Source organism: Candidatus Spyradosoma sp. SGI.093, assembly GCF_050314555.1.
GTDB lineage: Bacteria > Verrucomicrobiota > Verrucomicrobiia > Opitutales > UBA953 > Spyradosoma.
In genome coordinates this window covers 294,369-321,360 of the sequence record NZ_JBNPNH010000001.1, presented here as the reverse complement: position 1 = coordinate 321,360, position 26,992 = coordinate 294,369, and the positions used below count along the sequence as shown (strand labels likewise).

At 64.4% G+C, this 26,992-nt stretch carries 28 protein-coding genes and 1 tRNA gene; 13 read left to right on the top strand and 16 right to left on the bottom strand.

Annotated features, from left to right (window positions below):
• Positions 1-9: 9 nt before the first annotated feature.
• Positions 10-2,190, bottom strand: a complete 2,181-nt coding sequence (locus ACQREB_RS01270; protein ID WP_427764331.1) for a protein-disulfide reductase DsbD family protein — start codon at positions 2,188-2,190, stop codon at positions 10-12.
• Positions 2,191-2,349: 159 nt separating this feature from the next.
• Entirely contained in the window at positions 2,350-2,649 is a 300-nt protein-coding gene (tatA, locus tag ACQREB_RS01265; protein WP_427764329.1) for a twin-arginine translocase TatA/TatE family subunit, read from the bottom strand.
• 135 nt (positions 2,650-2,784) lie between these two features.
• On the opposite strand from tatA, the gene ACQREB_RS01260 reads away from it, so the two are divergent.
• The 9 genes from ACQREB_RS01260 (at position 2,785) to ACQREB_RS01220 (ending at position 12,273) form a co-directional block, all read left to right on the top strand.
• Positions 2,785-5,277, top strand: a complete 2,493-nt coding sequence (locus ACQREB_RS01260; RefSeq protein ID WP_427764327.1) for a beta-N-acetylglucosaminidase domain-containing protein — start codon at positions 2,785-2,787, stop codon at positions 5,275-5,277.
• A 186-nt stretch (positions 5,278-5,463) separates the two neighbouring features.
• On the top strand, positions 5,464-5,928 hold the full coding sequence (locus ACQREB_RS01255) for a low molecular weight phosphatase family protein (RefSeq protein ID WP_427764324.1): 465 nt from the start codon (positions 5,464-5,466) through the stop codon (positions 5,926-5,928).
• Positions 5,925-7,094, top strand: a complete 1,170-nt coding sequence (gene metX, locus ACQREB_RS01250; RefSeq protein WP_427764321.1) for a homoserine O-acetyltransferase MetX — start codon at positions 5,925-5,927, stop codon at positions 7,092-7,094. Before ACQREB_RS01255 ends, metX begins: the two co-directional genes overlap by 4 nt.
• A 3-nt stretch (positions 7,095-7,097) precedes the next feature.
• Positions 7,098-7,388 (top strand): hypothetical protein, encoded by a 291-nt coding sequence (locus tag ACQREB_RS01245; RefSeq protein ID WP_427764318.1) that lies wholly within the window; start codon positions 7,098-7,100, stop codon positions 7,386-7,388.
• Between the two features lie 67 nt (positions 7,389-7,455).
• Positions 7,456-8,517, top strand: a complete 1,062-nt coding sequence (locus ACQREB_RS01240) for an adenosylhomocysteinase (protein ID WP_427764316.1) — start codon at positions 7,456-7,458, stop codon at positions 8,515-8,517.
• A gap of 109 nt (positions 8,518-8,626) precedes the next feature.
• The gene (locus tag ACQREB_RS01235; protein ID WP_427764313.1) at positions 8,627-9,991 is read left to right on the top strand and encodes an alpha-L-fucosidase; all 1,365 of its coding nucleotides are present in this window, start codon (positions 8,627-8,629) and stop codon (positions 9,989-9,991) included.
• Positions 9,988-10,560 carry a D-glycero-alpha-D-manno-heptose-1,7-bisphosphate 7-phosphatase gene (locus tag ACQREB_RS01230; RefSeq protein WP_427764310.1) on the top strand — a complete coding sequence of 191 codons (573 nt, stop codon included), beginning with the start codon at positions 9,988-9,990 and terminating at the stop codon, positions 10,558-10,560. The genes ACQREB_RS01235 and ACQREB_RS01230 overlap by 4 nt, the downstream gene beginning before the upstream one ends.
• Before the next feature lie 106 nt (positions 10,561-10,666).
• The gene (locus ACQREB_RS01225; protein WP_427764306.1) at positions 10,667-10,942 is read left to right on the top strand and encodes a hypothetical protein; all 276 of its coding nucleotides are present in this window, start codon (positions 10,667-10,669) and stop codon (positions 10,940-10,942) included.
• Between the two features lie 641 nt (positions 10,943-11,583).
• On the top strand, positions 11,584-12,273 hold the full coding sequence (locus tag ACQREB_RS01220) for a DUF6150 family protein (RefSeq protein WP_427764303.1): 690 nt from the start codon (positions 11,584-11,586) through the stop codon (positions 12,271-12,273).
• 139 nt (positions 12,274-12,412) lie between these two features.
• Here the strand turns inward: ACQREB_RS01220 and ACQREB_RS01215 are convergent, their stop codons facing one another.
• The 4 genes from ACQREB_RS01215 to ACQREB_RS01200 form a co-directional block, all read right to left on the bottom strand.
• Positions 12,413-12,541: a hypothetical protein gene (locus tag ACQREB_RS01215; protein WP_427764300.1), complete on the bottom strand. Its 129-nt coding sequence runs from the start codon at positions 12,539-12,541 to the stop codon at positions 12,413-12,415.
• The gene (locus tag ACQREB_RS01210) at positions 12,525-12,866 is read right to left on the bottom strand and encodes a hypothetical protein (protein WP_427764298.1); all 342 of its coding nucleotides are present in this window, start codon (positions 12,864-12,866) and stop codon (positions 12,525-12,527) included. Before ACQREB_RS01210 ends, ACQREB_RS01215 begins: the two co-directional genes overlap by 17 nt.
• Positions 12,863-13,126: a hypothetical protein gene (locus ACQREB_RS01205; protein ID WP_427764296.1), complete on the bottom strand. Its 264-nt coding sequence runs from the start codon at positions 13,124-13,126 to the stop codon at positions 12,863-12,865. Before ACQREB_RS01205 ends, ACQREB_RS01210 begins: the two co-directional genes overlap by 4 nt.
• Before the next feature lie 466 nt (positions 13,127-13,592).
• Positions 13,593-13,724 carry a hypothetical protein gene (locus tag ACQREB_RS01200; protein ID WP_427764293.1) on the bottom strand — a complete coding sequence of 44 codons (132 nt, stop codon included), beginning with the start codon at positions 13,722-13,724 and terminating at the stop codon, positions 13,593-13,595.
• Here ACQREB_RS01200 and ACQREB_RS01195 point away from each other — a divergent pair.
• Positions 13,723-15,237, top strand: coding sequence for a UDP-N-acetylmuramoyl-L-alanyl-D-glutamate--2,6-diaminopimelate ligase (locus ACQREB_RS01195; RefSeq protein ID WP_427764290.1), 1,515 nt, complete (start codon positions 13,723-13,725; stop codon positions 15,235-15,237). The two genes, ACQREB_RS01200 and ACQREB_RS01195, sit on opposite strands and share 2 nt — an antisense overlap.
• Before the next feature lie 22 nt (positions 15,238-15,259).
• On the opposite strand, the gene ACQREB_RS01190 is transcribed toward ACQREB_RS01195, so the two are convergent.
• The 3 genes from ACQREB_RS01190 to ACQREB_RS01180 form a co-directional block, all read right to left on the bottom strand.
• On the bottom strand, positions 15,260-15,688 hold the full coding sequence (locus ACQREB_RS01190; RefSeq protein ID WP_427764287.1) for a hypothetical protein: 429 nt from the start codon (positions 15,686-15,688) through the stop codon (positions 15,260-15,262).
• 10 nt (positions 15,689-15,698) lie between these two features.
• Positions 15,699-16,187 (bottom strand): low molecular weight protein-tyrosine-phosphatase, encoded by a 489-nt coding sequence (locus tag ACQREB_RS01185; protein WP_427764284.1) that lies wholly within the window; start codon positions 16,185-16,187, stop codon positions 15,699-15,701.
• A gap of 55 nt (positions 16,188-16,242) precedes the next feature.
• A tRNA-His gene (locus ACQREB_RS01180) sits at positions 16,243-16,319 on the bottom strand.
• 401 nt (positions 16,320-16,720) lie between these two features.
• On the opposite strand from ACQREB_RS01180, the gene ACQREB_RS01175 reads away from it, so the two are divergent.
• Positions 16,721-18,763, top strand: a complete 2,043-nt coding sequence (locus ACQREB_RS01175) for a TonB-dependent receptor (protein ID WP_427764282.1) — start codon at positions 16,721-16,723, stop codon at positions 18,761-18,763.
• A 165-nt stretch (positions 18,764-18,928) separates the two neighbouring features.
• On the opposite strand, the gene nth is transcribed toward ACQREB_RS01175, so the two are convergent.
• The 3 genes from nth to ACQREB_RS01160 all read right to left on the bottom strand — a co-directional run bounded on the left by nth (position 18,929) and on the right by ACQREB_RS01160 (position 21,665).
• Positions 18,929-19,576, bottom strand: a complete 648-nt coding sequence (gene nth / locus ACQREB_RS01170) for an endonuclease III (RefSeq protein ID WP_427764279.1) — start codon at positions 19,574-19,576, stop codon at positions 18,929-18,931.
• Between the two features lie 219 nt (positions 19,577-19,795).
• Positions 19,796-20,314 carry a CinA family protein gene (locus ACQREB_RS01165; RefSeq protein WP_427764276.1) on the bottom strand — a complete coding sequence of 173 codons (519 nt, stop codon included), beginning with the start codon at positions 20,312-20,314 and terminating at the stop codon, positions 19,796-19,798.
• 19 nt (positions 20,315-20,333) lie between these two features.
• The gene (locus tag ACQREB_RS01160) at positions 20,334-21,665 is read right to left on the bottom strand and encodes a malic enzyme-like NAD(P)-binding protein (protein ID WP_427764274.1); all 1,332 of its coding nucleotides are present in this window, start codon (positions 21,663-21,665) and stop codon (positions 20,334-20,336) included.
• A gap of 394 nt (positions 21,666-22,059) precedes the next feature.
• On the opposite strand from ACQREB_RS01160, the gene ACQREB_RS01155 reads away from it, so the two are divergent.
• A complete protein-coding gene (locus ACQREB_RS01155) occupies positions 22,060-23,370 on the top strand; it encodes a M48 family metallopeptidase (RefSeq protein ID WP_427764271.1) in 1,311 nt (436 codons plus the stop codon).
• A gap of 7 nt (positions 23,371-23,377) precedes the next feature.
• Positions 23,378-23,821: a hypothetical protein gene (locus ACQREB_RS01150; protein WP_427764268.1), complete on the top strand. Its 444-nt coding sequence runs from the start codon at positions 23,378-23,380 to the stop codon at positions 23,819-23,821.
• Positions 23,822-23,839: 18 nt separating this feature from the next.
• Here the strand turns inward: ACQREB_RS01150 and ACQREB_RS01145 are convergent, their stop codons facing one another.
• From ACQREB_RS01145 to ACQREB_RS01130, 4 genes are read right to left on the bottom strand one after another with little or no spacing between them, the layout of a single operon-like run.
• A complete protein-coding gene (locus tag ACQREB_RS01145; RefSeq protein ID WP_427764265.1) occupies positions 23,840-24,814 on the bottom strand; it encodes a hypothetical protein in 975 nt (324 codons plus the stop codon).
• A gap of 22 nt (positions 24,815-24,836) precedes the next feature.
• Positions 24,837-26,009 carry a methyltransferase domain-containing protein gene (locus ACQREB_RS01140; RefSeq protein ID WP_427764262.1) on the bottom strand — a complete coding sequence of 391 codons (1,173 nt, stop codon included), beginning with the start codon at positions 26,007-26,009 and terminating at the stop codon, positions 24,837-24,839.
• Between the two features lie 13 nt (positions 26,010-26,022).
• A complete protein-coding gene (recR, locus tag ACQREB_RS01135) occupies positions 26,023-26,625 on the bottom strand; it encodes a recombination mediator RecR (RefSeq protein WP_427764260.1) in 603 nt (200 codons plus the stop codon).
• Between the two features lie 10 nt (positions 26,626-26,635).
• A complete protein-coding gene (locus ACQREB_RS01130; protein WP_427764258.1) occupies positions 26,636-26,947 on the bottom strand; it encodes a YbaB/EbfC family nucleoid-associated protein in 312 nt (103 codons plus the stop codon).
• Positions 26,948-26,992 lie beyond the last annotated feature (45 nt).

Sequence of the window (26,992 nt, the reverse complement as noted above, 5' to 3'; positions counted from 1 at the left end):
GCGGGGCGCTCATCGCGTCGCGGCGGCGGCGGGATTTTCCGTTTCCGCGAGGCCGTCGAGGACGGTGCCGGGGCCGGAAAAGAGCTCGCCGAGAATGACGGGCGCTTCGCCTTTTTTCAGAAAGACGTTCACGGGAACGGCAGCGCGCCCGTATTTCCGCAGCTCGGCGGCGATGGTCGCGTTCCGGTTCGTCCAGTCGGCGCGCATCGTCACGACGCCCGCGTCGCGGAACGCCGCGCGCAGCGTCTCGTCGGAATAGACGCGTTTGTTCACCTGGCAGGTCGTGCACCAGCGCGCGGTGAAATCGACGTACACGATCTTGCCCGCGTCGAGCGCGCGCGCCTGCGCCTCGGGCGTCCACGGAATCCATTCCTCGCTCTTCTTTTCGCCGAGGAGCGTTCCCGCGTAGATCAGCGTTCCCGCGAAGACGGCGAGCGCGGCGAGCGTTCCCGCGACGCGCGTCGCGCGCGGGCGCCACGCGACCGCCCACTTGCCGTAGATCCAGCACGCGAGCGCGACGAACGCCAGCGAGATCAGCAGATCGCGCTGCGCGAACGCGTCCTCGATCTGCCCCATCAGCACCCAGACGAAATACAGCGCGGGCGCGTAGAGCAGGAACGCCATCGCCTGCTTGAAGGTCTCCATCCACGCGCCGGGCTTCGGCAGAAACTTCAGCAGCGACGGCGCGCACGAGAGCAGCACGTAAGGCGCGGCGAGCCCGACCGCGATCGCCGTGAACAGCGCGAACGACGGCCCCGCGGGCAGCGTCAGCGCGCTCCCGAGCGCGGGCGCGAGAAACGGCGCGGCGCACGGCGTCGCCACGATCACGGCGAGCACGCCGGAAAAGAACGAACCCGCGTAGCCGGATTTTTCCTGCAGACCGCCGCCGACGGAGGTCGCGCCGACGCCGAACTCGAACACGCCCGACATCGACAGCCCGAACACGAACAGCAGCACGATCATGCCGTACACGAACGCCGGCTCCTGCAGCTGAAAGCCCCAGCCGAGCTGCTCGCCGCCGCTGCGCAGCGCGACGAGCACGCCCGCGAGCGCCCAGAACGACGCCAGCACGCCCGCGCCGAACACGAAACCGTGGCGCGCGATGCTGCTTTTTTCCGCGCCCGCCTTGCCGACGAAGTGCATGATCTTCAGCCCGAGCACGGGAAACACGCACGGCATCAGGTTCAGAATCAGCCCGCCCGCGAACGCCGCCGCGAGCGCGCCGAGAAACGCGAGGTCGAAGGAAAATTCCGGCGCCGCCGACGCCGCGGGCGCGGGAACGTCCGCCGCGGGAACGGCGGAAGCGGCGAGGATTTCGCCGGGAGAAATCTCAAACGCGTTCCCGTCGCCGTCCGTGAGCACGCCCGCGAGCTCGCGCGCGTCCGCGAGCGTCTCGCCCTCGTTGAGCGGGAGCGCGAAGCGCGCCGCGCCGTCCGCTTCGATCGCGGGAACGACGCTCGCCGCGGCGACCGAAAATTTCTGGGCTTCGGGAAAAAAGCGCGCGTGCGCGTCGAGCGGCTCGCCGTTTTTCCTGGCGACGACGAGCTCGGGCGCGCCGTCGGCTCCGGCGCGGAATTCCGCGCGCGTTTCGCCGCGCCGCGGGAACGTCCGCCGCGCCTCGGCGAAAAGCCCGGCGTTCGCGGGAACGGCGGCTTCGCCCGCGGGCGCGACGGCGACCGACGCCTCGATCTCCGCGTCCTGCGGGTAGCAGCCGTCGTCGTCGCAGGCGAGCCAGGACGCCGTTCCCGCGAGCTTCAGCGCGGTTCCGGCGGGAACGCCCGGCGCGAGCTTCACGGGGATTTCGACGTAGGCGGCGTCTTCGAAGACGTAGCTGCCGATGCCCATGAGCTCGTAAAACTTCGGCGCGGACCAGCGCCATTCGCCGAACTCGACGCCGGCGGGAACGTCGCGCCATTCGACGGAAAGCGGCATGCCCGCCTCGCCGGGATTCTTCCAATAGACGTGCCAGTGCGGGCGCAGGGAAATTTTGACGAGCAGGGAAAATTCGCCGCCTGCGGGAACGCGTTCGGCGGACGCGGCGAGCGCGACGCTCGTCGCGGGCTCGGCGTCGGCGGCTTCGGCGAACGGCGCGCCCGCGTCGGCGAAGAACGGGAACGGCGCGGCGTCCTCCTGCGCGTGCGTTCCCGCGCACGCCGCGAGAATAAAAAATACGGATATCAGCGTTTTCATGTAAGTCGGATTTCTGAAACGAAAGTCCGCTACGGTTGCGGACGGCTTTCAGTGAACAAGGAATAATGAACAGTGAATGGCGCATTGCGTTTTTTGCTCCGCAAAAAGAGAGGATTCGACCTCATTTTCGCGAAGCGAGAGCACGGCGCTGTTCATTATTCACTGTTCGTTATTCGTTATTTTAGCGCGTTCTTCGGCTTCGATGCGGGCGCGGATCTTGGCGCGCTCCTCTTCCTCGATGAGCCTGCGGCGGACGTCGGCGCGCTCCTCGTCCTCGATCGCGGATTTCACTTCGTCCTCGATTTCCTCGCTCGCCTTCTTGAATTCGCGGCGCGCCTTGCCGAGCCCGCGCGCGAGCTCCGGCAGCTTCTTCCCGCCGAAGAGCAGCAGCAGCACGACGAGAACGACGAGGATGGTGACGCCCGTGGGCAGGGCGAAGATGATGTTCGAAAAGTTCATGGCGGTGACGGAATTGATGCGGAAACTATGCGTTCCCGCGCGCGTTCCCGCAACGCATTTTTTCCCGAGCGGGAACGCCCGCGGCGGCGGCTTTTCCTTTTGACCTCGCGGCGCGGGAAAGCTTGAATTGCCGGCATGAAACCCCACTCAGTTTTCCCTGCGGTCTTCGCGGCCGCGCTTTCCGCCTTCGTCGCGCCGTGCGTTTCCGCCGCGCCCGCGAAGGACATTTTCCCGACGCCGCAGCAGGTGAAGCCCGCCGGCTCTCAGAAGATTCCCGCGAGCGCGCTTTCCGCCGCCGCGGCGCGCAAATATCCGTCGATCGCCGCCGCGTGCAGGCATTTCAAGGGCAAGAAGATCGCTCCCGCGGGCTCGGTGAACATCGTCTTCGAAAAGGACGGCGCGACGCTGAAGAAACGCCTCGCCGCGGCGAAGGTGAAGCCCCGCGAAGGCGCGTATTGGCTGAACGTGACGCCGAAAGGGATCTGGATCAGCGCCGCGGACGCGGACGGCGAATTCTACGCGGTGCAGACGATCGCGCGCATGATCGACATCGACGGCGAGATCGCCTGCGGCGAAGTGCTGGACTGGCCGGACGTGCCGTTCCGCGGCGTCGTCGAGGGCTACTACGGCGATCCGTGGCACCCGGACGCGCGCATCTCGCAGTACGAGCTTTACGGGAAGTTCAAGATGAACACCTACATCTACGGCCCGAAGGACGACAAGTATCACCACGCGCACTGGTGGGAACCCTACCCGAAGGAGCAGGCGGAGCTGCTCAGAAAGCAGATCAAGGCGGCGACGGACAACCACGTCCGCTTCGTCTGGGCGGCGCACGTCGGCAGCATCATCAACAATCCCGGGAACGCGGACGCGGACATGAAGAAGCTCGTGGACAAGTTCGAGCTGATGTACGGGCTCGGCGTGCGCGCGTTCGGCGTGTTCTTCGACGACATCTTCACGCACAACGGCGAGCTGCAGGCGCGCGTCTGCAACTACGTGCAGGAAAACTTCATCGCGAAGAAGAACGACGTGGCGCCGCTCGTCATGTGCCCGAGCCAGTACAACAAAGGCTGGTCGGGCGGCGACTATCTCGACGTGCTCGGCGAAAAGCTGCACCCGAGCATCAACGTCATGTGGACGGGCGATTCCGTCTGCACGGACATCACCGAGGGCACGGTCGATTGGGTGAGCAAGCGCATCCGCCGCGCGCCCTACATCTGGTGGAACTGGCCGGTCATCGACTACGCGCGCAGCGCCGCGCTGTGCATGGGGCGCACCTACGGGCTCGATCCGAAGACGAAGGGCAAGATCGTCGGCATGACGGCGAACCCGATGGACAAGCCGGAGGCGTCGAAGATCGGCGTTTTCGGCACGGGCTGCTGGGCGTGGAACACGGGCGCGTTCGATTCGCAGCGCGCGTGGAAGGAAGGCTTCGCGCTCGTCTATCCGGGCGTTTCCGCGAAGGCGATGTACGAATTTTCCAAGCACAATTCCGACCTGGGCCCGAACGGGCACGGCTACCGCAAGGAGGAATCCGTCGATTTTCTGCCGACGCTCGAAGCGGCGAAGAAGGAGCTGGAGGGCGGCAAGCTTTCCGCGGGAACGAGGAAGGCGCTCGTCGCCGAATTCGAAAAGATGAACGCCGCCGGGCGCAGGCTCGCGAAGGAGATGCCCAAGGCGAACCCGCGGCTGTGGCACGAGCTCGAATACTGGATCAAGGGCGTTTCGATGCTCGGCGAGGCGGGCGAGGCGACCGTCGAAATGGCGGGCGCGGGAACGCCGGAGAAGAAGCTCGAGGCCGCCGGGCGCGTCGCCAAGGCGTTCGACAGGATCGAGCATTACTCCGAGGCGCGCATGAAGCGCAGCAACGAGGAGACCGTCATCGGACGCAAGGATTCCAACGCGCTGAAGGTCGCCGGGCTGCACGTGACGCCGTTCGTGCGCGAGGCGTTCCGGGGCGAATGGGCGAAGCTGTGCCGCCAGGTCGGCGCCTCCGCGGGCGCCGCGGCCTCCGCCGGCGGGGAAGGCTCGGGATTCGTCGTCGTGACGGACGTTCCCGCGCTGAAGAGCGCCGAGCCCGTGCGCGAGGAAGGCAAGTTCGTGCGGCTGAAGAAGTTCGAGCCGTTCACGCTCGCGCCGAAGCAGTTCGTCGGCATCGGCCTGCCGGAAGGCATTCACGGCGAATACGTCCATCTGCGCCTCGAGAACAAGGACGCGTCGAAGAGCGGCGCCGTCGAAGTCTCCAGGGACGGCGTGAAGTGGGAAAAGCTCAAGACGGAAAACAAGGGCGCCGAGCTCGAAGGCAGGCTCGACGCGGGGCGGAAGATCCGCTTCTTCCGCTACGTGAACACGTCCGGCAAGCCGCTGAACATCAAGCTCGAGGAATTCAAGTTCGACGTTCCCGCGGACGCGAAGGCGACTTCGCGCGCCAGCATGACGGACGGCGATCCGTTCTCCGGCTACGCGTTTTCCTCGGCGGCGACGCTGCCGGCGGAGAAGGGCGCGCGGCGGACGTTCGTGCTTTCGAGCGATCCCGCGAGCGTGAAGGTCGAGGCGGACGGCTCGATCAAGATCGCGCCGCCGAAGGGCAAGAGCGTGACGGTCTTCGAGATTCTCCGCGCGAAGTGAATTAGAGAAGTGATGAGGTTATGGCGGTTATGAAGGTTATGGAGGTCGAAAAAGCTTAAAAGCTGAAGCGTCTGATCTTCTTTCGGCGAAGCCGAACTCAATGAACTTCATAACCTCGTCACCTCATAACCTCCTTTAAAACATTGCGAAACCCGCCGGAAAGTCGTTTCATTTCTGACTGATTTTATGCCGAACGAACCGCGAAGAACCATTCTTTTCGTCTGCACCGGGAACACCTGCCGAAGCCCGATGGCGGAGGCGCTTTTCCGCGCGGAGCTGGCGCGCGCCGGGCTCGCGGACGCGTTCGACGTCGCTTCGTGCGGCGTTTCCGCGATGGACGGCGAGACGGCTTCCGTGAACGCCGTCCGCGCGGTCGCCGAATGCGGCGCGGATCTTTCCGCGCACCGTTCCCGCCGCATCTCCGAGGCGATTCTGGCGCGGACGCTCGTCCTCGTCGGGCTCACGCGCGGGCACGTCGAGGCGGTCGAAGAACTTTTTTCCGAACTGCCACCGCACGTGCTGGTCGTGAACGTGCCCGATCCCTTCGGCGCGACGCTCGACGGCTACCGCGCCGCGCGCGACGCCATACGCGCGGCGTTCCCGCGGCTCATCGAATTCTTAAGCAAACTCCCGGAGGCGAAGACCGCATGACGGACGACGACGAACTGACCCAGGAAATCAACGGAGAAGGCGCTTCCGACCTCGTTTCTCCGCAGGATTTCGTTTACGACCGGCCCTTCGAGTTCGAGCTCGGCGGCTCGATTCCGAACTTCACGCTGCGCTACGAGACCTACGGCGCGCTCAACGCCGACAAGTCCAACGCCATTCTGATCTGCCACGCGCTCACGGGCGACCACCACGTCGCCGGGCGCCATCGCCCCGAGGACAAGCGCCCGGGCTGGTGGGACCACTTCATCGGGCCGGGCAAGGCGGTGGACACGCGCAAGTATTTCGTGATCTGCTCGAACTGCCTCGGCGGCTGCAGCGGCTCCACGGGACCGACTTCCGTGAACCCCGAGACGGGCGATCCCTACGGCATCGATTTCCCGGTGCTGACGTTCCGCGACATGGTGCGCGCGCAGAAGCTGCTGATCGACTCGCTCGGCATCCGGCGCCTCCACGCCGTCATCGGCGGCTCGATGGGCGGGATGCAGGCGCTGATCTGGGAGATCGAATTCCCCGACATGGTGAAGAACGTCATCGCCATGGCGTGCGCGGCGAAGCAGAACACGCAGGCGACGGCGTTCAATTCCGTCGCGCGCGCCGCGATCACGCAGGACCCGAACTGGCTCGGCGGCTACTACGGCGAACTCGAGGGCACGGGACCGCGCAGCGGGCTCGCCGTCGCGCGCATGATGGCGCACATCACCTACCTTTCCGACTTCAGCCTGACGGCGAAGATCCGCCGCGAAAAATCGCCCGAGCTGCCCGGCGGGCGCATCAAGACCGGCGAATTTCTCCGCAAGATCACCTTTCCGATCGAGAGCTATCTGCACCACCAGGGCGAAAAATTCCTCGACCGCTTCGACGCGAATTCGTACCTCTACATCACGGCGGCGAGCGACTTCTTCAACCTCGCGAAGGAGCATTCGCTGGACCAGACTTTCGCCTGCGTGAAGGCGCGCACGCTCGTCGTCGGCTTTTCGACGGACTGGCTCTACCCGCCGTGGCAGAACCGCGAAATCGTCATCGCGCTGAAGCGCGCGGGCAAGGACGCGCGCTACGTCGAGATCGAGGCCGTCGCCGGGCACGACTCCTTCCTGCTCAACTCGCCGCATCTGTACGAGACGACGGCGCGTTTTCTCGAGGAGAACTGAACCATGCGCGGCAAAGGCAAAAAGAAGAAGACCGATCCCGTCGCGCTCGGAAGCCCGTTCATGCGCATTCCGCACATGCCCGTCGCCGTCGCGCGCTGGCTGATCGACGCCGGCTATTCCGACGTCTTCCAGCTGCGGGGACGCTCCGCGGATTCGCTCTTCGCGGAAATCCGCAAGGTCGATTTCGCCGCCGAACCCGCGGTCGCGCTGCCCGCGCTGCGCCTCGCCGTCTATTTCGCGGAAAACGAAGGCTCCGCCGACCGCGCGCTCCTCAATCTTCAGGCCTGGCAGTGAGGCGGGCCGAGGAGCGGAGGCGCAATCGTCTTTTAAACTCCTTCAACTCCTTAACCTTTTTCCGAAAATGCTTTTCGATTCCGTCATTTCCGCACATTACTCTCCGAGCGACTTTCCCGCGCTGAACGCCCAGTGCGAAACCTGGGCGAAGACGCGCCCGCTCGCCGGGATGAAGATCGTCGACGCCACGCCCGTCTTCCGCAACACGCTCACGAAATGGCGCGCGCTGATCGCCGCCGGAGCCGAGCTTTCCGTCGGCGTCACGGAGCTGTTCCCGCACGCGCCCGACGTCAGAAAATACCTCGAATCCGAGGGCGTTCCCGTCGTGCGCGACGACGGCGCGAAGTTCGACGCGGACCTCGTGCTCGACAACGCGGGAGCGTTCGCCGCGTGGCGCGCGCGGATCGGGCGCGTCGAGCTGACGCGCTCCGGCGCCGAAAAATACGCGGGCGCCGCCGAGCCGGTCTTCTTCGCCGACGGCGGGAGGATCAAGCGCATCGAGACCTGCCTCGGCACGGGCGAGGGCTATTTCCGGGCGATGGCGGCGCGCGGCTTCGGCGACTGGGCGGGGCGGAACCTGCTCGTCTTCGGCAGCGGCAAGGTCGGCTCCGGGCTCGTCTTCTACGCGAAGAAAAAAGGCGCGCGCGTCGCGGTCGTCACCGATCCCGCGACGGCGACGCCGCTCGTGCGCCGGCTGGCGGACGCGATCGTCGATTTCCGCGACGAGGCGGGCGTGCTCGCCGCCGTCGGCGATGCGTTCGCCGTCGTCTCCGCGACGGGCGTCCGCGGCGCGCACGACCGCGGAAACCTGCCCGACGCGCTGACGCGTTCCCGCGCGCTGCTCGCGAACATGGGCGTCGAGGACGAATTCGGGCCGCGCGTTCCCGCCGAGCGCGTGCTGGGCGGCAAAAAGTCTCTGAACTTCTTTTTGGACGAGCCGACGCACCTGCGCTACATCGACGCGACGCTCGCGCTGCACAACGCGGGCGCGCTCTTCCTCGCCGAGCGCGCGGGAACGCTCCCGCCCGGACTGATTTTCCCGCCCGCCGAAATCGAGGACGAGATTTTGCGCGTCACGCGTTCCCGCGGCGTCATTGCCGACGAAATGTCCGTCCTCTCCGAACTCTGACGCGTTCCCGCGCCCGGGAAGCGCGTCCGGATTTCTCTTTTTTTTTTTCGCGCGGCGAACGCAAAAAACTGCTCGCGCGTTCCCGCGAAAACGGTATTTTCCCGAGACCATGAAATCCCTTGCCCGAATCTCCGCCGCGGTGCTCGCCGCTTCGCTCCTCGCGCTCTCCGCCTCGGCGGGAACGCGCTCCGAAACGCCCGCGCCGCGCGTTCCCGTGATCGCGGGCGACGCCGACCACGCGCCCGTCTTTGAGACGCGCGCCGAGCGCGACGCGCGCATGCGCTGGTGGCGCGACGCGAAGTTCGGCATGTTCATCCATTTCGGGCTTTATTCCGGGCTCGCGGGCGAATGGCGCGGAAAATACGCCGGCGGCGAATGGATTCAGAAGAACGTCGAGACCGACACCGAAACCTACCGCGAAGAAGCGTTCCCGCGCTTCGCGCCGAGCGCCGACGCCGCCGAGCAGTGGGCCGCGCTCGCGCAGGAGGCCGGCTGCCGCTACGCCGTGCTGACGACGAAGCACCACGACGGCTTCGCGCTCTTCGACTCCGCGCAGACCGACTACGACGCGCAAGACCGCTTCGGGCGCGACCTCGTCCGCGAGTTCACGGACGCGTTCCGTTCCCGCGGAATCCGCGTCGGCTTCTACCATTCCGTCATCGACTGGTCGCACCCGAACTACGACTACACGATCTGCCCGCAGCTGTGCTACCCGAGCGGCCAGATCGCGTGGCGCGAAGGCGTTCCCGGGCGCGAGATCGACCACGCCGCCTATCTGCGCCATCTCAAAAACCAGGTGCGCGAGCTGCTCACGAACTACGGGAAAATCGACGTGCTCTGGTGGGACTATTCGCAGGGCGCCGCCTCGGGCAAGCGCGGCTGGGACGCTCCCGCGCTCATCGAAATGTGCCGCGAGCTGCAGCCCGACGTCGTGATGAACAACCGCCTCTACGCCTACGGCGGCTTCGACACGAACGCGAATGTGCGCCTCGACCTGCGCTGCGGCGACCACATGGCGCCGGAAAAACACATTCCCGCGCACGGCTATCCCGACACCGACTGGGAAAGCTGCATGACCGTCGGGCGCCATTGGGGCTACTCGAAATTCGACGGCGACTTCAAGTCCGCCGAAACCGTGATCCGCCAGCTGGAGGAATGCACGGCGAAAGGCGGCAACCTGCTGCTGAACGTCGGCCCGAAGGCGGACGGAAGCGTTCCCGAAAACGTCGCGGCGGTGTTCCGCGCCGTGGGCGCCTGGCTGCGCGTGAACGGCGAAGCGGTTTACGGCACGCGCCCGTATTACGGCTTCGAGGGCGCGTTCGCGTCGCGGAGCGCGGACGGAAAATTCGCCTACGTCTTTCTGCCTCCCGCGGGAACGCCGCTCCCGGAAAATCTGCCCGAAGGCGAAATCCTCGGCGGCGACCCGAACGCGCTCTGCCCCGTGCTGAAAGTGAAACTCGACGAAACGAAATGACGACGACCATGAACGACGACGCTCAAAAAATCCGCCCCGACGCGCTTTTCCTCGACCGCGACGGCACGCTCATCTTCGACAAGGACTACCTGCACGAGCCGGAAAAGGTGGAGCTCATTCCCGGCGTCCGCGAGGCCGTCCGCCGCGCGCTCGACTCCGGCTGCCTGCTTTTCCTGCTCACGAATCAGAGCGGCATCGGACGCGGCTTCTTCACGATGGCGGATTACGAAAAATGCCACGCGCGCTTCCTCGAGCTGCTCGGCGTTCCCGCGGACGCGTTCGCGGCGTGCGGCGTCGCGCCCGAGGCGCCCGACCGCGAATCGCGCTACCGCAAGCCGAAGCCGGACTTCATTCTCGAACAGCTCGCGGCGTTCTCGCGGCTGCGCCCCGAGCGCTGCTTCATGGTGGGCGACCGCAAGTCCGACTGGCTCTGCGGGCTCAACGCGGGCATCCGCTCCGCCGCCGTCGCGACGGGCAAGCCGATCGACGCGGAAACGCGCCGCTGGCTCGCCGAAAACGGCGTCGCGCTGCACGCGGATTTCCCCGCCTTCGTCGCCGCGGAATTCTGAGCTCTCGCAAAGACGCGAAAGCACGAAGAAGGGCAGGCCTCCCGCCTGTCCTTCGAGTTTTTTTAGGCGGACGCTTCTCTGGCCTCACCGTCGAATTCTCCGAAAAATGACCATGAACGACGACGTGTTCGACGCCAAGCTGAAGCACATCGGAGACAGCATCGACAAGGTGCGCGAAGAAGGACGACTGCGCGGAGAACGCCAGGAAAAAGACACCGCCGAAATCAAGGGCAAACTCGACGACCTGGCGACCACGTCGGCGCGGCACGACGAGCGAATCAAGGTCGTCGAAACCGGCGTGAAGTTCAACCGCGAGCTGATCTGGAAAATCCTGGCGATCCTGGCGACGACGGGAGCCGTCGTCGAAAAAATCTTCAACTGAAAACCGAAACTCAACCGCGAATGAACACGAAGAACACGAAAAAAAGCGGCAAAAGGAAGGGGTCCTCGGCGAAGCCGAATCAACAGGCGGCTCCGCCGCCGATTCAACCCTCAACGATAATTAATAGTTAATAATGAACAGTGAATAACGTTATTCACTATTCACTATCCGTTGTTCTCTGTTCACTGCTCTTCTCGCCGTTCTTCCGTCCGTGAGTGTAAGCCCTATCCTCAAGGAGAAAGACGAGATAACAAAAACCGAAAACAAGGAAGGGAACGGCGAGCAGACACAAAAGACCGATCCAGAACCCGAACAGCGAAAACGGAACCGAAATGAGACAAAACACACAGACCCCGAACGCGAATTTCAATATCGAGAAAATCACGCCTAAAAAGTCTTTGAATGATACTCCACTCGGTCCGAACATGACGGAAACATAAAACAACTCTTAAAAGAAAGTCAAAACAATGACGGGAACAGACGTTTTATTCAGATTCGGCGCTGACATCTCCGCAATCCGGGAAGCCAATGTAAAAATCGCGGACAGCGTCGCAGAAGCCGCAAGAAATTCAAAAAAATCGTGGCTGGAATTTTATGCGACGCTGACGATGGTCGGACACGGAGTCCGACGCCTCGCACAAATGTTCTCCTCCGCCTGGTCGCAGGCGGCGCGTTTCGAGGACGCGGCGACGCGCCTCGCGCCGCTGATCGGCGGGCTGGAGCAGTCGAAGGCGCTCTGCGAAGAACTGCGCGACCAGGCGGCGAACGGAACACAGAGCTTCGAGCAGCTCGCCTCCGTCGCCGGGCGCCTCGCGAGCGTCTTCAAATCGACGGACAATGTCCGCCGCTGGACGAAGGCCTTTCACGACATCTCCGCGGGAACGGGATTCGCGTTGGCGGAAGTCGTTTTTCTGTTGAAGCTCGGCGGGCGAAGGCTAAAAGTCATGGTCATGAAGAAAATTTTCGCTTTTCTGCTTTTGCTTTGCTCGACTTTTGTGCTTACCGGTGCGAAAGCGCCGGATTCTCCCGTCATGCGCGGCGGGCGCTTTTATAAAGACGAATGCGAAAGAATCTGGAAGGAATGTTACGGGAAGATTTCCGTAACTCAGAATCGTTCCGAGGCGCGGTATTGGGTTTTTGTTGAAAAGAACAAGTCCGATGCAAAACTGTTGATTTCCCTCTGCGATAAATACAGGGCGAGCAAGCCTGGGCGGTGGTTTTTGTCCACGGATCCCTACGGAATAAAAATCGCGTTTGTTCAGTCTTGGCTGGAAGCGGACATTACCGTTGCGTTTGTTCCCGAGGGGCAAGAACGCTTTAACTGGCGTTAATTGCTGCCGTAAAATTTTCGATACGCTTCGACGCCGCGGGAGCCCGTTGAAGCAGAAGTCGAACGTCTCCGGCTCCGCCCGGTCTGACAATGGACAGTGAATAACGGATAGCGGATAATTATCAGTTATCAACTATCCATTATCCACTGCCCGCGCCCTCCGCCGCCGCGGCGCAGAGGCTCAGGTTGTAGAGGTCGAACGTCCGCGTCCTGTGGTGCTTCGTCTGTGTAGCGTGCCGGGGCAAGAGGAGTTTATTCGTCCAGTTCAAGGAATTCGACCTCGCCGTCTTCGATGAGTTGGCGCAGGCATTTTCCTTCGATTTTGAAGTTTTCCATGAGGTCGAACTCGTCCTTGAATCCGCGGACGAATTTTCCGCGTTTCTCCGGGAACTCGTTGTAGAACCAGTCGCGGAGAATGAAAGGACACGATCGCGCTTCGTCCGGCGCGGCTTCGTCTTGTCGGAGTTCGTAATGTGAAATAAAATAATTGTCCTTTTCGAAGATCTTGAGGCGCACTCCAATTTCGTTTTCGATTACGTAGCCGTAGAGCGCCTGTCTTGCATATTCGATTTTTTCTTTCAGTTCTTCATTCATTGTTTTGCAGTTTTCGCCAATTCGACGACGTTTTCAATAAATTTCATCTGGGCTTTTGTCAGAGGCTCACCGTCTCGCGTCGTCCTTTTGAAGCTCTTCCAATGGTGGACGTGCGGGCCGATTCCCTCGTCCTTCATGTGAATGTCCATCATCTTCTTTCCGGTCCGCGGGTTCATGATCGAGATTTCCTTCACCTGTCCCTTGAGCTTTCCTTTCTCGTAGCGCATCACGTAGATCTTCGTCTTTGTGTAAGTATGCATCGGAGAAGATTCATTTCCTTTTGAGTTCTTGCTGTGCCTGAGGAAGTGAACCTCGCCCTTTCTGTCCACGGTCTCCCAGACTCGGCTTTTCGGATTCGCCGCGAGCGTTTCGACGGAAGTCTTCGAGTGTCCCATCGTATTCAGTTTTCGTATACGCGGCGGAGCTCAGCGTTTCTTCGCGCGGCGTTTCATGATGGCTTCGGCGGCTTTTCTCATGCCGGAGAAAACGCCGCGGAGCGCGTCGGCGCCGAACTTCGCGACGTCGAACCTTCAGGACTTGGAATCGCAGTCCACGAAGCGCACCTCGACGGTCTGCGATCCGCAACGACAGCGGAGCGGACAAGACTGTTCGCATCGTGGCTCGAAACGCGTATTCTTCTTCGACTTGGAGTTTCTGCGAAAGTTTTTACAATTACACGATTCAGTTCGTCACGAGCGGAGAAGATTTTTCAGTTCGTTTCGTGAATTAGGAGTTTTTCGTTCCGTAAAGTTCTGCGTCCCAGGCGCTTCCGGAGCGGGCGGCGGGCGTCGTCGGGAAATTAGCGATTGACAGCGTTCCCGCGCGGTTGTTCATCTGCGGCATTCCGATTTTCGCCATGAAGACTCTCGAAGAAATTTTCGCCCGCGTCCCCGAAGCCTCGATTTTCGGGGACGGAAAAACGCGTCCTGAAATTCTCATCACGGACAGCCGCCGCGTGATCCCGGGCGCGCTTTTCTTCGCGCTCGACGGGCTGCGCACGGACGGCGCGCTCTTCGCCGCGGACGCGGTCGCGCGCGGCGCCGTCGCCGTCGTCTCGCGGGAACGCCTCGCGCTGCCGGCCTCCGTCGCGCAGGTGGTCGTTCCCGACGTCTCCCGCGCGCTCGCCTTCGCCGCCGCCGCGTTTTACGGCGAGCCGCAGAAGGCGCTGAGGCTCGTTGGCGTCACGGGAACGAACGGAAAGACGAGCGTGACCTCGATCGTGCGCTTTCTGATGATGCGGCAGAGCGGGGCGCGCGCGCCGTGGGGACTCATCGGCACCGTGCGCTACGAACTGGGCGCGCGCAGCGTGCCGAGCTACAAGACGACGCCGGAGTCGCTCGACGTGCTCGGCTTTCTCGCCGAGATGCGCGACGGCGGCTGCGAGGGCGCCGTGATGGAGGTGAGCTCGCACGCGGTCGCGCAGAACCGAGTTTACGGGCTGCCGTTCGACGTCGTCGCCTTCACCAATCTGACGCAGGACCACATGGACTATCACGGCGACATGGAAAACTATTTCGCCGTGAAGCGCCGACTCTTCGACGGCTCGCAGGGCGCGTTCCCGCGCGTCGCGGTCGTGAACGCGGACGACGCGTACGGACGCCGCCTGATCGGGGCGGTCGCGCCGGAGACGCGCCTCGTCGTCTTCGGGACGGAAGGCGGGAACGCGCCGACCGCCGCGGAGCGCTTCGAGGCGCGCGACGTCGTCTCCGACGCGGCGGGAAGCCGCTTCGCGCTGATCTGCCCGGCGGGAACGTTCCCGACGAAAACGTCGTTGCCGGGTCATTACAACGTTTCGAACGCGCTCTGCGCGCTCGCGGTCGTCTCCGCGCTCGGCGGGGACGTCGCGCGCGCGGCGGCGGATCTCGCAGATTTCCCCGGCGTTCCCGGCCGCATGGAGCGCGTCTCCGAAAACCCGTTCCCGTTCGACGTCTTCGTCGATTACGCGCACACGGACGACGCGCTGACGAACGCGCTCGGGATGCTGCGCAAGGTCGTCCGCGGCAGGCTGCTCGTCGTCTTCGGCTGCGGCGGCAACCGCGACCGCGGCAAGCGCCCGAAGATGGCGCGCGCGGTCCAGGCGCTCGCCGACTTCGCGTGGGCGACTTCCGACAACCCCCGCAGGGAACCGCTCGAACACATCTTCGACGACATGCGCGCGGGCGTCGTCGCGCCGGAGAAAATCGTCTTCGAGCCCGACCGCCGCCGCGCGATCGGGCTGGCGCTCGACGCCGCGGGCGCGGGCGACGTGGTGCTGATCGCCGGCAAGGGGCACGAGACGTATCAGGAATTCGCCGACGTCACGCTGCCGTTCGACGACCGCGCGGTCGCGCGGGAACTGCTCGCGCTGCGCGCCTGCCGCGTCGGGTCCTAAGCGCGGGAACGCTCCGGCGGCTTCAGTTCGAAGGCCCTTCGCCGATGCTTACGAAGCGGACGGTGATGTCCTCCCCGATGTCCACGAATCGGATTTTGAAGTCTTCTCCGATGTCCACGTAGCGCCAGAGACCGGGAGAATTTTCGCCGATGTTCACGACGCGGACGCGCAGATCTTCGCCGATGCCGACGACGCGCACCTTGGCGTCCTCGCCGATGCTCACGACGCGGATTTTTCCGTAGAGGCGCCGCGCGAGCGCTTGGCGGAACTCGCGGTCGGGGAGCTTGCGCTTCGGCAGCGGCTCCTTCCGCGGTTTCTTCTTTTTGTTCGGAACGATGATCACGCGGCCGTCCGCGTTTTCGGCGGCGGCGGGAACGGCGCTTTCCCCGAAGGAAGGCGCGGACGATGCCGCGAGCAGCGCGGCGGCGCAGAGAGCGAGAAGTCTTTTCATGGTGCGCGCATTATCGCGCGTCGCCGGGCGCCGGAGCAAGTTTTTTCAGGAGACCGCGGCAGCCGTTTTCGAGGATGTCGAGCACGCGGTCGAAGCCGTCGTCGCCGCTCCAATACGGGTCGGGAACGCCGGGCAGGGCGGCGAAGTCTCCCGTGTAGAATTCCGTGAAGAGGCGGACTTTGCCGGCGTCGAAGCCGCGGGGCGCGCGGGCGAGCACGTCGCGGCGGTTCTGTTCGTCCATGACGACGAGAAGGTCGAACGCGGAGAAATCCTCGTCGCGGAGCTGGCGCGCGCGGTGCGTGAATTCGAGGCCTCGGCGCGTTCCCGCGGCGCGCATGCGCGGGTCGGGCAGGTCGCCGATGTGCCAGTCGCCCGTGCCGCAGGAATCGCACGCGAGCGTTCCCGCGAGACCGGCTTCGGCGACGCGGCGCGAGAAGATGCCGTCCGCCGCGGGGGAGCGGCAGATGTTTCCGAGACATACGAAAAGAATTTTTTTCATGGAGGGGGAAAATTGCGCGTGAAAGAAAAATCCCGCATCGCTGCGGGATTTGAAGTGGGGTGGAAGACGAGACTCGAACCCGCGACCCTCGGAACCACAATCCGATGCTCTAACCGACTGAGCTACATCCACCGTAAAAGGAAACGCGATTAAGCCTTTTTTCGCGCGCGCCGTCAAGCGCTTTTTCTTGCGCGGAAAAATCTTGCGAATCCGCGGCGCGGGGGTTTCCCTTGATGCATTCCGTTCTTTCTCAGCCCGAAACCACTTCGCGCGGCGCGAAGGGAATGCCGTGAAAATCGGCGACAGACGCGCTGCGGTGACGAACGACTCGAGCTCCACGGGCGGTCCACAAGGGCGGACCGCGCGGGAACGCCAGTGAAGATCTTGCGGGAACGCCGTTCCCGGAATCTTTGCGAAGGCGGAGCGCGGGGCGCGGCGGAAACGCCGCACAGTTCGAAGTCCGAATATCTTGCCGCGCGGATTCCAAAAACGCGGCGCGCCGCCGGACGACGCGCCGTTCTTCACGCGAAACAATGAAGTCACAAAAATCCAAACCGCTCGCGGGAGCGTCGTTTTCCGCGGGCTTTTCCCTGAAATTCCTCCGCGCCTGCGGAGCCTTGCTGCCGGCGGTCGTCGTCGGCGTCGCCGCCGCGCCCCGCGCGTTCGCGGACGACGCTCCTCCCGAGCCCGCCGCTCCCGCCGCCGAAACGGCCGCGCCGAGCGCTGCGGAAACGCCGGAAAAAGTAGCCAAACTCCCGACGACCGTCGTCGTCGCTTCCCGCACGGAAGTCGAGCTCGACAAGGTCTCGCCCTCCGTCTCCGTCGTCTCCGGAGAAGAACTCGCCTCGCAGCAGGTGCGCAGCGTCGCCGATGCCCTCGGCCGCGAAGCGGGAATCACGATCTTCGGCGGCGTGAGCACGGGAACGCCGACCTCGCTTTCGATGCGCGGCACGAGTTCGCAGCAGACCGTCGTCATGCTCGACGGGCGCCGCATGAACAGCGGCATCTACGGACAGTACGGGCTGAACACGCTCACGACGGACAATCTCGCGAGCGTCCAGATTCTGCGCGGGAGCGCGTCCACGCTCTACGGCTCGGCGGCGATCGGCGGCGCGATCGATCTGCGCACGCGCAACGGGCTCGACTACGACAAGCCGACCGGCTCGATCTGGGGCGAAGGCGGCAGCTGGGGCACGCGCACCTTCGGCGCGGAAATCGCCGGAAACACCGACGGCTTCGAAACCGACCTGCCCTCCGGGCTCGGCTTTTCCGCGGGGCTTTCCTATTCCGCCTCCGACGGCTACAACTGGAACAACGACTACGAGCAGACGGCGTTTCTACCGCGTCTCGACTGGGAGATTTCCGACAAGCTCTCGCTCAATCTCGTCGGGCGCGTTTTCCAAAAGGACTACGGCTGCCCGGGCGACGGAATTTCGCCTTACACTAAGAGCTACACCGACCGCGAAAAGGACACGTCGTGGATGATTTCTCCGGAGCTCGTCGTCAGGCCGCTCGAGAACCTGCAGGGGAAAATCCTGTATTCGTATTCCGAATACAAGTCGGAAGGCTACGTCGGCGGTCTCGTGGACAACGAGAACAAGGCGCAGCAGGTCTCCATGCAGTGGGATTGGCAGGCGTTCGAAAATCTGCTCGTTTCCGCGGGCTATGATTTCATTCAGGACGACGCGTTCGCGCGAGGCGATCCGTCTTGGGGCGGCGTTCCCGCGAGCCTGCTGCAGTACAGCAATTCCGTCTGGGCGAACGCGCAGTGGGAACTCGTCAAGGATCTGAAGCTTTCCGCCGGCGTGCGCTACACGGACACGAACAAGTACGGCGACAGGACGACGTACGAGCTCGCGGCGCAGTATCGTTTCGACGCGACGGGAACGAGCGTCTTCGCGAAAATCTCGACGGGCTTCCGCACGCCGAGCTACACGGATCTTTCGCCGAACTGGGGCAACGTCGCCGCGGATTCGCTCGAAGCGGAGAAATCGACTTCCTACGAAATCGGCGTCAAGCAGGAGCTCTTCGACAAGCAGGTGAACGTCGGCGCGACGCTCTTCCTCATCGACACGAAGGACAAATTCGTCGCGGACTATTCCGTCTATCCGGCGGTTCTCCGCAACATCGACGAGGCGCGTTCGAACGGCGTCGAGCTGACGGCGGAATGGGCTCCCGAGGCGATTTCCGGGCTGCGCGTTTACGGGAACGCCACGTTCCAGGACGCGTGGGACCGCAAGACGGACGAGCGCCTGAAGCTCGTGCCGCAGTTCATGGGAACGCTCGGCGCGGAATGGACGTTCGCGGAAGACTTCACGGTCGGCGCTTCGGGAACGTTCGTCAAGGGACGCGAAGGCGGTCAGCCGACGTGGCCCTACGCGCAGGCGGACATGGGCGACTACTTCGTCGCGCGCGTGTACGGCAGCTGGGTCGTCGCGCGCTACGCGGACGGACGAGAAAAGTTCTCGGTTTTCGGGCGTCTCGAGAACGCGCTCGACCGCGAATACGACGATTACAACATCGGCTACGAAGCTCCCGGATTCGGGGCCTTCGCGGGCGCGAAGCTTTCGTTCTGAGCGCTTCGGCGGCGAAAACGCGAAAGGGACGGGCGAAGCGGCCCGTCCCTTTTTTCGCGCCCGCCCGCGGCGTTCCCGTCATTTTTTCTTCGCGTAGAAGAACACGCGCATGGGGTTATCTTTGTTTCGCCCCGTCGGGGCGCGTTTCCCCAACCCTTAAACCCTTTAACCTTTAACCTTTAAGCTTTTTTGCGGCCCGTTGAGCGCGCGGCAGATTTCGCAGACGTGCCCGTCGCAGCCGCGCGCCGTGCAGTGTTCGCGGCCGTAGAAAATGATCTGAAGGTGCAGCCGGTTCCAGCGTTCCCGTGGGAAGAGCGCCTTGAGGTCGCGCTCGGTCTGTTCGACGTTTTTCCCCGAAGAGAGCCGCCAGCGCGCGGCGAGGCGGTGAATGTGCGTGTCCACGGGAAACGCGGGAACGCCGAACGCCTGCGACATCACGACCGACGCCGTCTTGTGCCCGACGCCGTCGAGCGATTCCAGGTCTTCGAAGTTCGCGGGAACGCGCCCGCCGAATTTCTCGACGATGTCGCGCGAGAGCGAAACGAGCGCGCGCGACTTGCGCGGGGAAAGCCCGCAGGGGCGGATGATCGCCTCGACCGTCTCGGGCGCGAGGCGCGCCATCGCCTGCGGCGTGTCCGCGAGCGCGAAGAGCGCGGGCGTCACTTCGTTCACGCGCCTGTCCGTGCACTGCGCGGAGAGCACGACGGCGACGAGCAGCGTGAACGCGTCCTTGTGCTTCAGCGGAATGGGCGTTTCCGGGTAAAGGCGTTCCAGCGTGTCGGCGACGAACTGCGCGCGTTCTTTTTTCGTCATGGCGGATGATTCTGCTGCTCCCGCGCCCGCGGCGCAAACGGAAAAGGACGTTGTTCAGTGCGCGCAGGGCGGAAGGTGTAAGGAAAAGGTTATGAGGTGATGAGGTTATGGAGGTTATGAAGTTGATTGTGTTTCGCTCCGCGAAGAAGAGTTTTTGAAAATCCTTTCGGCGAAGCCGAACTCAATGAACTTCCATAACCTCATAACTCCGTCACTCCGTCACTTTTCCTTTCCGCTCAGAACGTCCGCGAGGAGACCGAGAGCCGCGCGCGTCGCGAGGGATTTGACGCGTTCCCGCGTTTCGCCCGGGAAAAAAACGGTTTCGGAAAACGTCGCGTCCGGCGCGGCGACGGCGATGCAGACCGTGCCCGCGGGAACGCCGTCCTGCGGACCGGGGCCGGCGACGCCCGTCGTCGCGACGGCGAAATCCGCGCCCAGCGTCCGCACCGCGCCGCGCGCCATCGCTTCCGCGCACTCGCGCGAGACGACGCCGAAGCGCGCCAGCGTTTCCGCGGGAACGCCGAGCGCGCTCCGCTTCACGGCGACGGAATAGGCGACGACGCCGCCGCGGAAGACGGCGCTCGCGCCGGGAACGTCCGTCAGCGCGGACGCGACCGCGCCGCCCGTGCACGATTCGGCGCAGGCGAGCGTCGCGTTCCCGCGCGCCTTCGCGGCGGCGAGCACGCGCGCGGCGAGTTCGGCGGGAGACGCCCCGGAAACGTTTCGCGTCGGAGACATCACGGAAAACTTTCTTCTCTCAGTCGGCGGCCTTCACGCGCTCCGCGTTCGCGCGGAGGCGTTCCCGCGTCTTCGCGACGCGTTCCCGCAGCGATTTTTCGTAGGCTTCGAGGTCGGCGATCGGCGCCTGCGCGACGCCGCATTCCGCGGCGGCCTTCGCGACGGCGACGCTCTCGCGCTCGAGAATGCGCGGGTCGAGCGGCTTGGGCAGCACGTAATCGACGCCGAAGGAGAATTTTTCTCCGCCGTACGCCTCGACGACGGATTCGGGAACGGGCTCCTTCGCGAGCGCGGCGAGCGCCTTCGCGGCGGCGATCTTCATCTCTTCGGTGATCTGCGTCGCGCGCACGTCGAGCGCCGCGCGGAACAGGAACGGGAAGCAGGAAACGTTGTTGATCTGGTTCGGCCAGTCGGAGCGGCCGGAGCCCATGATGCAGTCCGGGCGCGCCGCCTTGGCGTCTTCGTAGGTGATTTCCGGATCGGGATTCGCGCACGCGAAGACGATCGGCGAAGGCGCCATGAGTCCGATGAGCTCCTTCGTGAGCAGCCCCTTGCGCGAAAGCCCGAGAAAGAGATCCGCGCCCGCGAGCGCTTCCGCCATCGTGCAGGGCTTTTCCTGCGCGAACTCGCGCTTGCTCGCGTGCAGGTCCGCGCGCGCGGCGTGGACGAGTCCCTTCGAGTCGAACATCCACACGTTCTCGCGGCGGACGCCGAGCGAAAGATAAAAGCGCGTGCAGGCGATCGCCGCCGCTCCCGCGCCGCTGACGACGACCTTCATCTTCGAGATGTCGCGCCCGGTGAGCTCCGCGGCGTTGAGGAGAGCCGCGCCCGTGATGACGGCGGTGCCGTGCTGGTCGTCGTGGAAGACGGGAATCTTCAGCTCCGCCTTCAGCCGATCTTCGATTTCGAAGCAGTCCGGCGCCTTGATGTCTTCGAGATTGATTGCTCCGAACGTCGGCTCGAGCGCCTTCACGGCGGCGACGACCTCGTCGGGCGTCCGCGCCGCGAGCTCGATGTCGAAGACGTCCACGTCGGCGAACGCCTTGAAGAGCAGCCCCTTGCCTTCCATGACGGGCTTTCCCGCGAGCGGACCGATGTCGCCGAGCCCGAGAACGGCTGTGCCGTTGGAGACGACGGCGACGAGATTGCCGCGCGCCGTGTAGAGCGCCGCTTTCGCGGGATCGTCGCGGATTTCGAGACAGGGCGCGGCGACGCCGGGCGTGTAGGCGAGCGTCAGATCCTGTTGAGACGCGCAGGGAACGGTCGGGAGAACCTCGATTTTTCCGTGGCGCGGGAACGCGTGATAACGCGCCGCCTCCTGCGCCAGACTTGAAGATTTTTCTTGATTCATGTCGTTTGCAAAATAACCGATTTTCGCGGAAAAATAGGATTTCGCCGAAACTTTTTAAAGCCGAAAATCCGCCTTCCCGCGCCGCCGTGTTTTTGCATGAGCGCGCCCGTCCCGTATGCCCCGGAAACCCGCAAAGTTAAAGAAAAGTTTCATGGGAGAGGCGACATTCCTGTCGCTTCCCCGAAATCCTTTTCGCACAAACTCCCCTTTAACCTTTAAGCCTTAACCTTTAAGCTCTCCTTTAAACACAGAGGAACGGAGAAACGAAGAAACAGAGCTCCGCGGGAGCGAATCGAATCCCTTAAAATCCCCGAAATCCCTGTTCGTTTTCGCGTTCCCGCGGATTTTGAAAGCGCGTTGCGTTCCCGCGGCGAAGCGCGTAGGCTCGCGCGCCATGAGTCACCTGCAGATCGCCTTTCTGATTCTGCTGCTCGCGAAGACGGCGGCGGATTTTTGGCTGGAACGGAAAAACCGCGCCTACGCGCTCGCGAAGGCGGACGAATTCGAGGCGAACGGTTTCGCCACGGCGCCCAAGCTCGGCGACGGGCTTTACGCGAATTACCGCAAGACCGTGAACTACACCGTCGAGAAGACGGATTTCGGCATGGTCGAGACCGCCTGGGACGCGCTCTGGTCCGCCGCGCTCGTGCTTTTTCTCTACGCGCCGCTGTGCGCGTTCGCGGGAACGCTGCTCGGTGCGGACGCGGTCGCCGTCGGCTCGTGGGCGCAGGTCTGGCGCGAGGGCGTCGCGCTCGCGGCGATTTCCGTCGCGCTCTCGCTGACGAGCATTCCGTTCGATCTGTATTCGACGTTCCGCATCGAGGAAAAATACGGTTTCAACAAGAGCACGGCGAAGCTGTGGATCACGGACCAGGTGAAGTCGGTCGCGCTCGGCTTCGTCATCGGCGTGCCGCTCGTCTGGGCGCTTTCGGCGTTTTATCACGCGCTCCCGCGGACGTGGTGGATCTTCGCGGCGTGCGCGGTCTTCGCGTTTCAGCTGGCACTGATCGTCGTTTTCCCGAAATGGATTCTGCCGCTCTTCAACAAGCTTTCGCCGCTGCCGGAAGGCGAGCTGCGGGAACGCCTCGAAGCGCTCGCGACGCGCGCCGGCTTCGTCGCCGAAAAGATCGAAGTCATCGACGGCTCGAAGCGTTCCGGGCATTCCAACGCGTTCTTCACGGGCTTCGGGAAATGGCGCCGCATCGTCATCTACGACACGCTGATCGCGCAGCTTTCGCCCGCCGAAATCGAGGCGGTGCTCGCGCACGAAATCGGGCATTCCCGGCGCGGGCACGTCGCGAAGGGGCTCGTCTTCGCCGCGGTCGCCTGCTTCGTCGTGTTCGGGCTCGTCGGGTGGACGCTCGGGCGGCCGGAATTCTTCGAGGCGTTCGGCTTCGAGTTCCGCGACGGCTTCATGTTCGTTCCCGCGCTGCTGCTGCTCGGAAAGATCTTCCCGCTTTTCGGATTCTGGCTTTCGCCGCTGACGAACCGCCTTTCCCGCAGGCACGAATACGAGGCGGACGCGTTCGCGAAGGAGATCACGGGAACGCCCGAGCCGCTCATTTCCGCGCTCGAAAAGCTGCACACGGAAAACCTCGCCAACCTTACGCCGCACCCGCTCTACAGCGCGTTCCATTATTCGCATCCGACGCTCTTCGAACGCGCCGCCGCCCTGCGCGGAGACGCGAAACCGACGGGACGCTGAAGCCGCCGTGAAACGTCTCGCGCTTTGGATTCTCGTTGCCGCCGCCGCGGCGTTCGCGTTCTTCGCCTCGTTCCGCGACGCGGTGGACATGGCGAGCATCGCCCGCACGGACGCGGGCGGCGTGCTGCGCGCGCGCGTCGTGAACGACGAAGCCGAGCTGCGGACGCCCGGCGCGCCGCTGCGCCTCAAAATCGAATACGCGCACGCCGAGAAGAAATCCGCCGACGGCGTTCCCGCGCCGATGCCGTTCCCGCAGCCCTTCGTCGCCGTTCTCGTGGACGGGAACAACCGCGTCGTCGCGCGCCTGCAGCCGCCGGACGCGGACGGGAACGTTCCCGCGATAAGCGATTTCCCGCGCGGCGAAAAATACCTTTGGGTCGGCTTCCCGCTCGTCCTCACCGACGGCAGGCCGACGTCCCTCCTTCTCCGCAATCCCTTCGCCGAGCGCTGAAAAGGCGCGTCCGCGGGGTCACGGGATTTCGCGGCGGAGCGGCGCCAAGGTTTCGCGGAGGTCGCGCAGGGCGGTCTCGATCTTGCGCAGCGCTTCGCCGTCGAGCGAATCCGTCGCCGCGCGGAAGGCTTCGGCGGCGTCGCGGAGCTGTCCGGAAAAATCCCGCAGAGCCGTTTCCGCGGCTTCGCGGAGCGCGGCGGAATCGCCTTCGCCGCTTTCGAGCGCGTCCGCGAGGGCGGCGAGCGCGTCGTCGAGCGCCTTCACGCGGCGTGCCGCGAGGTCGGGGTCGAGCGCCCGGTTCAGATTTTCGAAGGCGCGGAGCAGGGCGGCGTCGGCGTCCGCGACGGAGGCGGCGTCGAAGGCGTCTTCGATTTCGCGCAGCTGCCTTTTCGCGTCCTCGAAGCGGCGCGGGATTTCATCGGGCCTGTATTTTTCGAAAAAGGCGTTGACACCGTCCACGATTTCCGTGATCGAGCCCGGAATCGTCGGAATTTCGGGCACGTCGTTGCCGGCGTCGTGGACGAGCCGCACGGGCTTCGATTTGTCCAGAAAAAGCTCGATGCAGAGGCCGTTGGCGAGCGGCGACGGCATCAGCAGGCGCGCGCGAAGACCGGCTTCGACGGCGCGGTCGAGGCGTTCGCGGACGTCGCCGCGGCTCATCGACGCTGGCGCGCGCGGCATGACGCGGCGGACGTCGACGAAGATCGTGACGAGCGCGCAGTGCGTCGCGACGCCGTCGCGTTCGAGACTGCGCAGCTCGACGGATTCGACCTGGCCGATTTTTCTGCCGTCGGCGAGCACGTTGGCGCCGACGGAAAGCCCCTGAATCGTCTGCGGGAAATACAGCGCGAAGCGTTCGCGCGCGCGGTAGGCCGTGACGAACCACGTCTGCGCGACGAACGCGAGCAGAACGACGAAGCCGACGAGCAGGGCGATTCCGAGGCGGCGGGCCCGCGAATCTCGCGTCGAAGCGTTTTTGGAAGGCGGCGTCACGGCGGCGGAAAATTTTTGAGGTTCAGGCGATTTTGATCAGCGTTCCCGAAAAGCGGAAATGTCCGGGCTCGCCGAGTTCGGAGAGCGTTCCCGCGGGCGCGGCGACGTCGCCGCGTTCCCAGGATTCCGCGAAGCGTTTGCGTTCGCTTTTCGGGAGCCCGCGCGCGGGAATTTCGACGCGGATTTTTCTGCCGTCGGGCGTCACGCCGACGAAGCGCAGCGCGGGCTTCGTGATTTCCATCGGCGAGACGAGGCGGAGCAGGAACGGCGCTCCCGCGGGCGGTTCGGGAAGGAGGAGCGGCGCCGCGCCGAGAGCGCACCAGGAGAACTTGACGACCTGGATTTCGCGGAAAAGCCTGCGGTTGATGAATTCGAGCGCGGGAGGCGGCGTCCAGCGGCGCACTTCGTGGTTCCAGGTTTCGCCGCCTTCGGCGAGCAGCGGGTCGGCGTGGTCGCCGAGCTCGGGCGCGACGCGGAAAAGCGGCTGTCCCGGCGTCGCCGCGAAACGGTCGCCGACGCGCTGGAGGCGCTCCGTCGTCGTCTTCAGCGCGGGCTCGAGCACGACGAGCGTTCCCGTCGGCGCGAGCGCGGCGGCGAGCCGCTTCAGGTAGGCGAGCGCCTTTTCGCCGGAAAAGTCGTCGTCCGCGGGAACGATTTCGTTCAGCGACCAGCCCAGCGTGACGAAGTCGAACGCGCCGCGCGGGCACGGGAAATTCTTGAGGTCGGCGGCTTCGGCGCGGACGCGGACGCCGTCGAAAAGCGAGGCGGGAATCGCGTCGAGCGCGGCGCGGGAACGGTCGGCGGCGACGAGCTCGACCGCGCGTTCCGGAAAGCGTTCCCGCAGCGCGGCGGCGAAGGCGAGGCCCGTCGGCGCGGCGCCGCTGCCGAGGTCGAGCACGCGGATCGGCGCGTCTCCCGGCGCGGGAACGCGCGCGCAGAAACCGAGAAGACGTCGCGCCGCGAAGCTCGCCCGCGCGAAGCTCTGCGGGAAAAAGAAAAGCCCGTAGGCGGCGAGCAGACGCGGGTCGCTCATGTAGTCGCGGAAGCGCTCGGGGCGTTCCGTCGTGAAGAGATCGCTGAGCTCGGCGACGCGCGGGCGGATTTTTTCGAGGACGCTTTCGTCGCTTTCCGTCGCGGGAACGCCGAGCGCGGTGCGGGCTTTTTCGAGCCAGTATTTTTCGAGCCGTTCCGTCATCGCGTCCGCGGGGTCAGAAGTTTCTGCGCGAATCGAGCGCGTTCTTCAGCGTGGCGGAATCGGCGAAATTCAGCGTCGCGCCCGAGGGCAGGCCGAAGCCGATGCGCGAAACCTTCACCTGCGGGAACGCGCTCAGCAGCGTCTCGCGGATGTAGTGGCAGGTCGCCTCGCCCTCGATGTCGTTGGAGAGCGCGAGGATGATTTCCTCGACGTTCCCGTCGGCGAGGCGCGCCTCCAGCGCCTTGAAGTTGAGCTGTTCGGGGCCGACGCCGCGGATCGGCGAAAGGCGCCCGTGCAGCACGCAGTAAAGCCCGTCGTGCGCGCCGGCGCGCTCGAGAGCCATCAGGTCGGGCACGTGCTCGACGACGCAGAGCCGCGACGGGTCGCGCCGCGCGTCCGCGCAGATCGGGCAGAGCGCGTCTTCGCCGCCCTCGGCGAGATTGCCGCAGAGCCGGCAGCGCGTGATCTTGCGCGCGGCTTCGGCGAGCGCCGTGAGCAGCGGCGGGAGCGCCTCCGGATGCTCGACGAGCAGGTGCAACGCGATGCGTTCCGCGGATCGGAAGCCGAGTCCGGGGAGCTTTTTCAGTTCCGCGCGCGCGTCGTCGAAGAGGGACATGCGGGGAAGATCACATGCCCATGCCGCCGAGCGTGAAGCCCGCGGTCGCCGCCTGCATGCGTTCCTTGTTGAGCGCCTTCGCCTTTTCGGTCGCTTCCGTGAACGCCGCGAGCAGCGCGGTCTCGACGGCGGCCTTGTCTTCCTTGAGAAATTCCGGGTCGAGCTCGAGCGACTTCAGCTCGCTGTGCCCGTTCATCACGAGCTTCACCGCGCCGCCGCCGTAAGAGACTTCGATCTTTTCGTCGAAGAGCGCCTGGGTCGCTTCTTCGATCTTCTTCTGCATTTTCTGAGCCTGTTTGAGGAGTTTGCCTACGCCTGCCATTTTTTTGAAAAGTTTGAACGGTTGAAAATTTGAGGGGAAAAAGAA